Raw genomic sequence first — 11849 nt, 5'->3', positions numbered from 1 at the left:
TCAGTTTTACTCGCATTACCACGCTTGGCTGCCAGTATTAAATTCTTTTAAATACTCCGCGACGACGAGGTGATTAATGTAGCGTGATGCGTCGGCGTTGAGTTTGATTTGCTGTTCTTTCTTAAAGCGGCCAATCACCAGTGGCATCATTTGCCGCTCAAAGTAGCTTTCGTTATCCAGCACCTGGCTGTTGTTGAGCACTTGCTCGTCGGCATCTTGTTTTACACCTGCTAAGGCTGCAAAGATTTTACGCTCTGACTCACTGATATCACTTTGACTTTGCTGGCGTTCTTGCAGGCGTTTGTGAATACGGGTGTATTTGGCATCGCCAAGGTACTTTTGCCTTAACTGGTTATTTTGGCGGTTCAGCTCTTTCACACGGTCGTGAATTTTATTCAGCGCGTCAATGTTGGCAACCATTTCGTCTTGGGTAACTTCGCTGAGATTTTTCTTCTTAAACAAGCGCTCTAGCTCTTCTTTTAAGCTGATAAACTGTGGGTCTTGCTGGTCAAAATTGCTGGCCAGTGCTTCGCGGGTTTGGCGCAGGGTGTTTTTAAGCTTGTCGGCCAATACCAGCTCTTCCTCCCCGATTTTTACAAACTTGAAGATCACGTCTTCTAAGGCTCGGTTGAGCAGGTTACTGGTATCTTGGCCGGTTTCTAAGTCGTTTTTAAGGTTAAGCAAATCCAGGTGATTGCTGGTTTCACGATACAGCACATTGAGCTTGGCAAAATCCAGCTCATCGAGAAAGTCATACTCGCCCTGCAAACGAATAAGGTTATACAAACTACGGGCATCGGCTAAGGCTTTTTTTAGCGCCAGTACGGTATCGCGGTCTTGTATTTGACTGATCTGGTTACAGAACTCTTCCATATTGTCGGTATCAAAACGGAAGAGTACGTCTTTGATGTGCTCTATTTCTTGTTTGATCTCTTCCTGAGATTTAAACAGGTGCGAGTAATGCTCCATCTCATCGCCCAACTCCGACTGTAGTTCGTCGAAATAGGCTTTGTTAGTGGCATCAAACTCTTTACGAATATCGGCAAAATCCACCACATAGCCGTAGCGGAAGTCCTTATAGGTGCGGTTAACCCGTGTCAGTGCCTGCAACAGATTGTGCTTACGGATCACTCGACCCAAGTAGAGCTTTTTCAGCCGTTTGGCATCAAAGCCGGTGAGCAGCATGTTATAGACAAACAAAAAGTCGATTTTTCCGGCCTTGAAGTTTTCGACCCAGTTTTTACGGTCTTCCTTGGTGCCGATGTCGTGAAGAATCAAGGCGGCACTTTTTACTTTGTTGTCCTGCTTCGCTTTCGCTGCGTAGCTGTCAGGTTTTGCTGCCTTAATAAGTGCTTGTGCGGAATCCTTCAGCTCATAAGGAGAGCTAATGTGTTGAGCATAAACACCGTTGAAAATTTCAAACATCTGCTTGGCTTGCTCTGAGCTGTCGCAAATGACCATGCCACCAATGGTTGTATCGTTTAATGTGCCACGGCTTTTTTCAAAATCGTTTACGATGTAGGTCAGCATTGGCTCAACAAAACTTGGGTGGGCATAAATGAGCTTGCGGTCGACATCGCCCATTTTGACTTCGGCTTCTTCAAGGGCTTTTTGCAGCTCAATTTTGTATTGGATGCTGATTTCTTCGCGGATAAGCCGCAAGGTATAACCGTCGGCAATAGACGCGTTGTAGTAGTACTTGTGAATATAGTCACCAAACAAGGCGCGTGAGTTGTAGTCATCCCCCAATAGCGGCGTGCCAGTTAGACCAATTTTGATGGCGTTGCTGTCTGACTGGCTAAGGTTAGCTAAAAAACTGCCTTTGGGATTATAGCTGCGATGAACTTCGTCTAAAAAATACACGCGCTGGATCGCGACATTGTAGTCTTTAGTACTGACTACATCTGGGTCATCTTTAAACTTTTGAATATTCACCACGGTGATTTCTGGCTTGCCAGAATGGTTGTGTATCACCTGCGTGGCTTTGATGTCACGGGTAAAAGCATCCCGTGAGTTGATGGTGTGTACGGTTAAGCCACGGGCGGTAAATTCGCGCTGCGCTTGTTGCAGTAGGTCTAGGCGGTCAACGATAAAGTAAAACTTAGGGATGACGTGCTGCTGTTGGAAGTAGTCGGTTAAAAAGCGCACGTTGTAAAACGTCAGTGCGGTTTTACCACTGCCCTGTGTGTGCCAAATAATCCCTTTTTTCACGCCTTCGCTAAGCTTTTGCTCAATAGCTTTGGTAGCAAATAACTGTGGGTAACGCATGATGTGCTTTTGTAGCCCGTCAGATTCCGACACATAGGCCAAGGCGTAACGCAAAATAAAGGCTAAGCGCTCACGACTGAGTAAAGAGGTACAAATACGGTTGGTTGGGCGCTCAGGCTGCTTGTTGATCTGGAACTCTGGGTTACTGCGGATCACTTCCAGATTGCTGTCTTTTAAAACTTTTAGCTCGTCGTCATCCGATACCGGCTTCAGCAAGGCGGTTAAGTTTAGGATCTCTTCTTCGCGGAAATAGTTAAAGACAGGCTTATGATAAGAACTACTGGTATAAAAAGCGCCTTGTACGGGTTCTGGGTCACCATCGTCGTACTCCATGTTATTGGAGAAAATCATAAACTGGGTGATGTTAGCAAAGCGCTTAAATTTAGGGTTTTGAAAGCGTTTATTGATGCGGTCGCGCTCGGCGAGAATACCTTCACGATTATTCGGCTTTTTCACCTCAATAAATACCAGCGGCATACCATTGATAAGCAGCGTAATATCCGGGCGGAACTCTTCATCGCCATTCTGACACGTTAGCTCTGTGACAACATGGAACGTATTGTTATTGAAACTCTCAAAGTCGATCAGCTTGGTATTTGAACGTTCTGACAGGCGCTCAAAGAAGGCTTTGCCTAAGTCTTCGTTATCAAGCAGCAGTTTGACATCTTCCAGCAAACGACCGGCTTCTGCAGCTTCAATACCTGGGTTGATTTTTCCAATAGCGGCTTTGAATATGGCGGGGAAGATATTGGTGTCGAGATCCCAGCTTTGATCTTTTAGTGATAGGTACTGATAACCTAAACGCATCAGGTGCAGTATGGCAGGGATTTTGACTCGGGAATCTTCGTTGAATTTCATAACTGTCCTTGTGATCAAATCAGTATGTACTCTAATTTTGCCAGTATATCTCAACTAACTGATCATAAGGGAAGTTACACCAGCGTCCTTTAGCCAACCATCAGCACGGCATTTAAATTCAGATGAAATCGACGCACCCTTTCCAGCAAACAAACTCACCGCAACCCAGTGATCATCACGTTCGCTCTCTGGCTTCAAGGCAACCTCTGTTGCGTGATCCACTGAGTAGATATGTAGCCTGTCACCATTACCGCAATCTAAATCGTCGGAATCAGGCAGTCCCAGCCAAACCGTTGGATTTCTCTCCAAGGTCAGCAGTGCCAGCTCAATACCGTATTCCACTTGATATAAGTAGTAATCACCGTCATTCACTTTGCGCAGCGTTTCCAGTGAGACTTCGCTACTGATCAATGCATGACAGTCCAAAATCGATTTAAGCGATGTTAGCGGCTGGATACCAAGCTGCCCCTCAACAGGGGGCTTGCCGAAGTGAGCCTTCAGTCGTTCACCGTAGCGCTTTTGGAAGTGCCTGCGGATATTAAGAACAGCGTGATTCTCACCTACTATCAGTTGACCCCTAAGCCTTGCCAGATCATCAAACTGTTGAATATCAGCTGTTAGGCACGCCTGATCAGTGAGGCTGCGATCTCCAAGCAAGATAGCCAGCTCATAGAGCATATCTTTATTTTGATTCAGTGATTCTTCAGCTTCAGAACCCACCAGAGGGGCGATTTTGGAGCTTCGTACAACAGGATCTATCAGCAGTGTTTCCAAACCTGCGGACGTTAGGTTTTGGCAATGCGGCACCCATGCCCATTCATCAAGAGTGCCCAGTTTGCGAAGCGTTCTTCTCAACACCGCCAAAGGCCATACGGTAAGTGCCATGTGGGGCATCAGGCTAACAACCGGCTCTGTCGGCTCCAGCCCCAGATCCATCAATAAGTGATCAGCAGGTCGCTCTAACCATTCAATCAGCTGCGCCCAGCCTGCATCAGCGGGCAGGCAGTGGCTGCACCAGTTAAACAGCAGCGCAGGTGTATGCTGAAAGCGGCAGGCAACAGTATCAGACGTGTGGATCGCGCGGTTCAGTATCAGCACGACATCAGGGCGGGATGACAGCATAGGGATAAGATCAGGTGTTAACTGCAAGTGCCACGGCTGAGCCTCTCCATCAGCCAGTACAGGGAAAACCGGGACATCCTGTGGTAGCGATCGTCGAAACGGGTGCCACATACCCTATCTTTTTCTCGGGATTGCAGGGGCTAGACGATGCCCTCAGCGAATGCCCTGCTGCCTCAGATAATAACCAACCATACCGTTTTCATAGCCATTGAGCTGACAGGAAGGAATCACCATGACAACCGTTACCACTGGTCAAAATATCACCCGAAGCGTAGAACTGCTGGACGCGGCAGGACAGGAGATCAACAATTTACTGCTGCTGACCCAAACATTGCTGTCTGGAGCCCTTGATGAGGAACTTGAGTCACTGGGCAAGAAGCTTTTGATGGAGGAAAGCTGGAGCGAGACCGACAAATACACGGAGTCTGGCTGGACGTTCAGTGATCACGCAATGTCCCTCCCTTTCTAATCCCACCATAAACGCAATAGCGCTGATGCCTATCTGGTGATTCAGGTTAGCCTATCAGGTCCAGGTGCAGAGATCCCCGGAAACCCAGCTGAGCCACTGGTTCACATTTACCTGACGGACGAAGAGCCTGATTTAGACGAATGGGTGTTTACAGCGATGGATACTCAGGAAGGGGATGTTCATCATGGCGTGCTAATCGACTGGAACCCAGCTATCGAAACATGGGTAGATCAGAACTGGGCATACAGCCTGCGCCTTACCAGCCTTAATAATCTCAACGATGTTAGAAACAAGATTGTGAGCCCAGTGCTGGCATTGCTATCCACTGACGATCTGGCGAGCGTATCTGACAGCCTGATTGATGTTGAAGGTATCGTTCACTACGAATAACGGCTGGGGGCTGGAGACAGCCCCTAACTTCTAACGCTATTTTGATAACCGCGCAATAACCGCGCAATACCGCGCAATACCTTAATTCAATCCTCTGTTGGAATGGTGTAATAAGCATTTCGAGTGGTGCCATGCATTTCAAGCTGACCATTATCCCGTAGCTTTTTAGCAGCCTATTCGCCTGATCTTTCCCTAAATGACAGAGCTCCATCACTTCCTGTCGCTGAATACGGCCATGATGCTGCGCATGACTCAGCACCATCTGTTCATTCTGCAACTTACTCCACCGTTCAACGAGCACATCCATTGTCGCTTCAGCTTCACGCTTAGCCTTGGCTATGCGGGGGGGCGATTCCTTGCGATGCCATTGCCACGGCTTCGTTATGTGCCTGAACGGCTTCCGGGAGTGACAATTCATTGCCCTCCGGTAAATTAAGTCTTTTATACCAAGCACTCGCCCCGTTTCAGATTTTAAGGCCATCGTTGCTATCTGGATGCTTAAGACCAACTTGGGGTTTGCGTTAAACTCAGCAAGGTTTTACATTAGCTGTAAGACGCCAGACGCTAACAGGGCATAAGAATGACATCATCCATTGATATTTTTGCAGGCAAACTTCTCATTGTTGATGATGAGCCGGTCAACGTGAAACTGCTTGAGAGGACTCTGGCTAAAGCAGGATACAGTGATATTGAATCCACCATGGACCCCGTGACGTTTGCGACCTTTTTGCGGCACGGGATTTTGACCTTATTCTTCTCGATCTTAATATGCCTCATATGGACGGTTTTGCTGTTCTGGAAGCCCTTAAAGCGCGCTTTGAAACCCCACCGCCGGTTCTGGTTTTAACCGCCCAGTCAGCCCAGGAGTTTCGTACTCAGGCTCTGGAGGTCGGTGCTCAGGATTACGTTACCAAGCCCTTTGAGCGGAATGAGCTGCTTCACCGGGTAAAAAATCTTTTAAGCACTAAGCTATACCGCCAGGGTTTGGAACGTCTGAATGAGTCACTGGAAGAGAAGGTTACTGAACGTACTCAGCAGTTAAATGAAACTCGCCTGCAGGTGGTGCGCCGCCTGGGCCGTGCGGCAGAGTACCGCGATAATGAAACAGGCTTACATATTGTCCGTATGAGTAAAATATCCCATCTTCTGGGTGAAGCGATGGGAATGGATGCATACCAGTGTGACCTGCTGCTTAATGCCAGCCCTATGCATGATATCGGCAAGATCGGTATTCCTGATCATATCCTGCTCAAACCCGGCAAGTTTGAACCTGAAGAGTGGGACATTATGAAGCAGCATGCTCAGATGGGTGCTGATATCCTGGAGGGTGAGGACTCTGATCTATTGACGATGGCACGCGATATTGCCCTGACTCATCATGAAAAATGGGATGGTACTGGCTACCCGAACGGCCTGAAAGGTGAAGAGATTCCTCTGGTCGGGCGCATCTGCGCCATCGCGGATGTGTTTGACGCATTAACGTCTGAACGTCCCTACAAAAAAGCCTGGTCTGTTGACGATGCCCTGACCCTCATCCGGGAGAACAGAGGCACTCACTTTGAGCCTGGTTTAGTAGATGCTTTTATGAGCAACCTGGATGCAATTCTGGCCATTCGAAATAACCATCAGGAACCCGACTAGAGGCATTATATCACCCGGCCTGTGGATAACTCTGTGGTTAAGGGGGGTATTTCGGTGGATAAAAGCTGTCGATATACTGTTTATGTCTTTGTATTCTTTCTTATAGCACAAATAACGTGGCCTTCAGCGTTTTAATCCTCACCGGATAAACAAGGCCATATAGGCAAAAGGAGCAATAGGAATCCTCTCAGGGATTCGCTATGGTAGCGACAAATTTCCCTATGCAGGTTTAGCCCTATGGCTTGGCACCCTCCCTCACATTTCGTTCACCTACTCAGTGTTCTGGCTTGCAGCCTGATTCTTAGCGCCTGTACGTCAAACCAGCCTGATAATCATTATAACCAACTTCCTTATCTGGCAAGCCTTAACCATGCATCAATCACAGTATCGGGTTTTTCTTCCGGTGGTTATATGGCGAATCAGCTACACCTGGCACATCCGGAAAAAATCGAAGGGGCTGCCATTTTCTCTGCGGGCCCCTGGGGGTGTGCTATTAAAGGCTTAAGTCATGCCATGATGTCCTGCATGAAAACCACCCTGCCTATGATTAGCCAGCAGGAGCGTATGACCATGCTACAGAAAGCCAGTCGCAGCGGCACTATTGGTGATCCGGCTCTGCTGGTGGATGACCCTGTTTATATCTTTATGGGTCAGAGTGATGCTGTCGTAGCCCCGGCGGTTACTGAAAGCCTGATAACGTTTTACCAGATGCTGGTAGCCAGCTATAACCTGAGGATTACGGCTCTGCCGGAAGCCGGGCATGGGTTTCCAACACTGCAGACCGATGCGGAATGTGGCTCACCATCAGGCCATCATCTGCAGAACTGTCATTTTGATGGTGCAGGTGAAGCCTTCTCTACCCTGTACGGCCAGTTAGAACCTCCAGCGGAGACAAACCTGAAAAGTGACGTAATGGAGTTTGGACAACTAGAGTTTTTCGACGGTAGAGGCATGCTGGACAGAGGTTATCTCTATATTCCTGAAGCCTGCCGTGATGATAACAACAGGTGCCAGCTGCATATCGCATTGCATGGTTGTGATCAGAGTGCAGAGGTCGCCGAAGACCACTTTATCCGGAACAGTGGTTTTAACCGCTGGGCAGAAACCAATAATATCGTGGTACTTTATCCACAGGCCAAAAAAAGCCTGCCTAATCCAAAAGGCTGCTGGGATTGGTGGGGCTACGAATCGGAGCCTTTTTTCTCCCGTAAAAACCAACAAGTCTCTGCGATTATTCGTATGGCAGATCGCCTAACCGGTCAGACCGAATAATTGCCGGGCGCCATCAGGCTGACCAGATAAGAATCTGGTCAGCCTGATGAGTATCGGAGGCTACCCCAAAACCTTCTTCATAAAAGGAGGCAAAGTCAGGGCGCCACGATGCATGTCGACGGTGTAATAGTCGGTCTCAAAACCTTTGGCCGCAGAGTCAGCTTCCCGGAACGATTTAACATCCGTGCCTTTACCTGCAAGTGTGCAACTCCACCAGCCTGAAGGATAAACCGGCTGAGGAAACGGCAGGGTTGCGGTGGTGCTGAAACCCGCTGCCTGCATATCAACATGCAGATTTTTGATAATACTGTCGGTGTGGTACAACGGCGACTCAGACTGCTGCACCATAACGCCCCCTTGTTTAAGGATGCGGAAACAGCGCTTAAAGAAATCTACTTTGAACAGGCCCTCTGCCGGGCCAACCGGATCGGTGGAGTCGACAATGATCAGGTCAATGCTTTCCTCCGGGCACTCATCAACCCATTTCACGCCATCTTCAAACAATAGTTCGGCCCGGGGGTCATTATTGCTGTCGCACAGTGCAGGGAAGTATTTCTCAGACAGATCCGTCACCAATTTGTCGATATCAATCTGGGTCACTTTCTCAACACCCGGGTGCTTCAAGACTTCACGTAGGGTTCCGCAGTCACCGCCACCGATAATCACCACACGCTTAGGCTCCGGGTGACTGAACAGTGCCGGGTGAGACATCATCTCGTGATAGAGAAAATTGTCGCGATCCGTCAGCATTACGCAGCCATCAATGACCATCAGATTGCCATAAGTTTCCGTATCGTAGATTTCCAGCTTCTGGTACGGACTCTGTTCCTCGTGCAGTTTCGCTTTTACTTTCAAAGAAAAGCCGGAACCACAGGAAGTGAAAACCTCAGTAAACCAGTTATTGTCCAGTTGTTCGCTCATAGCTACCTCAACAATTGCATCTCAGAAACGTCTGCATCCCGGGCATTCATTCTGAAACCTGAGATGTGGTTGCACCTGATGGGAAGATGGCTTGCAGCCTAAACTCTTCTGTTTGAAAGAGCCCTTCAAGCCGTTTAAATAAGGGGCGCAACAATAACGGATTGCCCCTGTAGAAACAAAGATATTTTTAACCCAAAACCGGATAAAAGCCAGATGGCGAAAAGCACAGGTTTTTTGTTTGATTTTTACAAAATTGAATGGATAATGCGCGCGCCTGAGAGGCACCCAGAAAGCGAGTAAATCACGACAAAGTACACAGGAAAAACTGCTTTCGTTATCAAAATGATCTACCCTCAAAACCGTTCAGACAATCCCGACCTGCACCTGCTCTGCAGTGTCACCACAGACCTTAAAGGTGAGTAACGAAGAGATGACCGATTGGAGCCTTGAAGATGCGTTTCGCACTTACAACATAGACCACTGGGGCAGTGATTACTTTGCTGTTAATCCTGAGGGTCGGGTTGTTGTAAAACCCAGCCCGACGCAGCCGGATGCTTCAGTGGATCTGACTCAACTTTGTCAGACGCTTCAGGCCCAGGGACTTTCGTTACCGGTTCTGGTTCGCTTTACCGATATTCTGCACCACCGTGTAAATCGCCTGTGCGCAGCGTTTGATAAGGCGATGCAGGAGCTGGAATATACTGGCGGCTACACAGCTGTTTATCCGATCAAGGTAAACCAGCAGCGCCGTGTGGTGGAAGAAATTCTGAATACCTCTGCCCGTTCAGCCAACCGTGTGGGCCTGGAGGCCGGTAGTAAACCAGAGCTGCTGGCGGTACTGGCACAAACGGGACAACAAAACTCCGTTATTGTCTGCAACGGTTATAAAGACCGGGAATACGTACGCCTTGCACTGCTGGGTGAAAAACTCGGCCACAAAGTATTCATTGTCATTGAGAAGATGAACGAGCTGAATCTTGTTCTGGAAGAAAGTAAGAAGATGGGCGTAAAGCCGCGTATGGGTATTCGTGCACGACTGGCCTCCATCGGCAAAGGCAACTGGCAGAATACCGGTGGTGAAAAATCCAAATTCGGTCTCTCGGCCAGCCAGATTCTGCAGGTAGTAGAGCAACTGAAAAGAGCCGATGCTCTGGATACACTACAACTGCTGCACTTCCATTTGGGTTCTCAGATCGCCAACATCCGTGATATTCAACGCGGCCTGAAAGAGTGTGGTCGTTTCTATAACGAACTGTGCAACCTGGGTGCGAACATAGGCTTTGTCGATGTAGGTGGTGGCCTGGGTGTGGATTATGAGGGCACCCGCTCCCGTAGTATCTGTTCCATCAACTACAGTATGGAAGAGTACGCCAACAACGTGGTGCATGCGATCAACGAGGTGTGCAGTAATCATAATCTACCGTACCCACACCTGATTACCGAATCAGGCCGGGCGATTACCGCGCACCACGCGGTATTGATTACCGATGTGATCGATATCGAATCCCCGGATACCCGTGCACCGGACAACATCAGTGATGACGAGCCTGCTGTGATCCAGGAGCTGTGGCGCGCCTTCCAGCTAGTGACACAGGGCGCTGACGAACGTTCTCTGGTGGAAAGCTATCACGATGTGGTGCAGGCGGTTTCTGAAGCACAGGATATGTACACGCTGGGCATTCTGACCCTGACCCAGCGCTCACTGGCAGAGCGTATCTACACCGCGACCTGTGATAAGTTGCGCGGCCAGCTCAACACCCGTAACCGAGCCCACCGTACCATTCTGGATGAGCTGAATGAGAAACTGGCCGATAAGCTGTTTGCTAACTTCTCCCTGTTCCAGTCACTGCCGGATGTCTGGGGTATTGAACAGATCTTTCCGATTCTGCCTCTGTCTCAGCTGCATCAGCCGCCACTGCGCCGAGGTGTGATTCAGGATATTACCTGTGACTCCGATGGCCGTATCGACCTGTATGTGGATGGTCAGGGACTGGAAACCACCCTTCCTCTACCTGCCTGGCCGGAGAACGAACAACGCCTGTTGGGCGTTTTTCTGGTGGGGGCTTATCAGGAAATTCTGGGCGATATGCATAACCTGTTCGGTGATACCGACTCAGTGGATGTTACCGTAAATGCCGGGGGTGACGTGCAGATCAATCAGGTGATCAAAGGGGATACCGTAGCCAAGGTTCTGGAGTACGTGAACTTTGATCCAAACAAACTGATGGACAGCTACCGGGCCAAGATGGATGCCAGTGATCTGACCGATGCAGAGCAGGCCTGCTTTATTAAAGAGCTGGAAGAGGGACTGGCGGGTTATACGTATCTGGAGTAACGGTACCTATCTGAAATAACGCTCTACCCTGGAGCAACACTTCTTTCCTGTCGTCCTTTAGGGCGACAAGTCTGTCGGGTTAAAGCCGCGACCTACATTCCCTAGGTCTACCCTTTCTATACTGGAGTAACAGTAACTATCTGAAATAACGCTCTACCCTGGAACAACACTTCTTTCGTGTAGGTCGTCCTTTAGGGCGACAAGTCTGTCGGGCTAAAGCCGCGACCTACATTCCCTACATCTACCCTTTCTATACCGGAGTAACAGTACCTATCTGAAATAACGCTCTACCCTGGAGCAACACTTCTTTCGTGTAGGTCGTCCTTTAGGGCGACAAGTCTGTCGGGTTAAAGCGTGACCTACATTCCCTAGGTCTACCCTTTCTATACTGGAGTAACAGTAACTATCTGAAATAACGCTCTACCCTGGAGCAACACTTCTTTCGTGTAGATACCATCTCTCCGAACCGTCCGTAAAGGGTTAGCTAACCACTTGCGGGCGGTATTCGCTTTGATGTTTTACAACGCCAAAACAAATCTGTACCAACTTACGCATTCCGGCTCCTAAAGCCTG

The 11849-nt window shown here is 48.8% G+C and carries 8 protein-coding genes; 5 read left to right on the top strand and 3 right to left on the bottom strand.

Features of this window, described 5'->3' with window-relative positions:
• Window positions 1-15: 15 nt before the first annotated feature.
• Together BTA35_RS14290 and BTA35_RS14285 are read right to left on the bottom strand one after the other, a co-directional pair.
• Window positions 16-3126 (bottom strand): type I restriction endonuclease subunit R, encoded by a 3111-nt coding sequence (locus BTA35_RS14290; protein ID WP_078320501.1) that lies wholly within the window; start codon window positions 3124-3126, stop codon window positions 16-18.
• A 54-nt stretch (window positions 3127-3180) separates the two neighbouring features.
• Entirely contained in the window at window positions 3181-4359 is a 1179-nt protein-coding gene (locus BTA35_RS14285; protein ID WP_078320500.1) for a hypothetical protein, read from the bottom strand.
• A 121-nt stretch (window positions 4360-4480) separates the two neighbouring features.
• On the opposite strand from BTA35_RS14285, the gene BTA35_RS14280 reads away from it, so the two are divergent.
• The 4 genes from BTA35_RS14280 (at window position 4481) to BTA35_RS14265 (ending at window position 8020) form a co-directional block, all read left to right on the top strand.
• Window positions 4481-4717, top strand: coding sequence for a hypothetical protein (locus BTA35_RS14280; RefSeq protein WP_078320499.1), 237 nt, complete (start codon window positions 4481-4483; stop codon window positions 4715-4717).
• Window positions 4718-4753: 36 nt separating this feature from the next.
• Window positions 4754-5107 carry a hypothetical protein gene (locus BTA35_RS14275; protein WP_078320498.1) on the top strand — a complete coding sequence of 118 codons (354 nt, stop codon included), beginning with the start codon at window positions 4754-4756 and terminating at the stop codon, window positions 5105-5107.
• Window positions 5108-5875: 768 nt separating this feature from the next.
• Window positions 5876-6748 (top strand): HD domain-containing phosphohydrolase, encoded by an 873-nt coding sequence (locus BTA35_RS14270; RefSeq protein ID WP_202931275.1) that lies wholly within the window; start codon window positions 5876-5878, stop codon window positions 6746-6748.
• A gap of 237 nt (window positions 6749-6985) precedes the next feature.
• Window positions 6986-8020, top strand: a complete 1035-nt coding sequence (locus BTA35_RS14265; protein WP_078320497.1) for an extracellular catalytic domain type 2 short-chain-length polyhydroxyalkanoate depolymerase — start codon at window positions 6986-6988, stop codon at window positions 8018-8020.
• A 60-nt stretch (window positions 8021-8080) separates the two neighbouring features.
• On the opposite strand, the gene speE is transcribed toward BTA35_RS14265, so the two are convergent.
• Window positions 8081-8941, bottom strand: coding sequence for a polyamine aminopropyltransferase (speE, locus tag BTA35_RS14260; RefSeq protein WP_078320496.1), 861 nt, complete (start codon window positions 8939-8941; stop codon window positions 8081-8083).
• A 430-nt stretch (window positions 8942-9371) separates the two neighbouring features.
• On the opposite strand from speE, the gene speA reads away from it, so the two are divergent.
• Window positions 9372-11276 carry a biosynthetic arginine decarboxylase gene (gene speA, locus BTA35_RS14255; RefSeq protein WP_078320609.1) on the top strand — a complete coding sequence of 635 codons (1905 nt, stop codon included), beginning with the start codon at window positions 9372-9374 and terminating at the stop codon, window positions 11274-11276.
• Window positions 11277-11849 lie beyond the last annotated feature (573 nt).

Origin of the sequence: Oceanospirillum linum, assembly GCF_001995095.2 — a bacterium.
Taxonomy (GTDB): Bacteria; Pseudomonadota; Gammaproteobacteria; order Pseudomonadales; family Halomonadaceae; genus Oceanospirillum; species Oceanospirillum linum.
The sequence above is the reverse complement of the archived record's forward strand: the minus strand, read 5'-3'. Positions and strand labels throughout refer to the sequence as shown.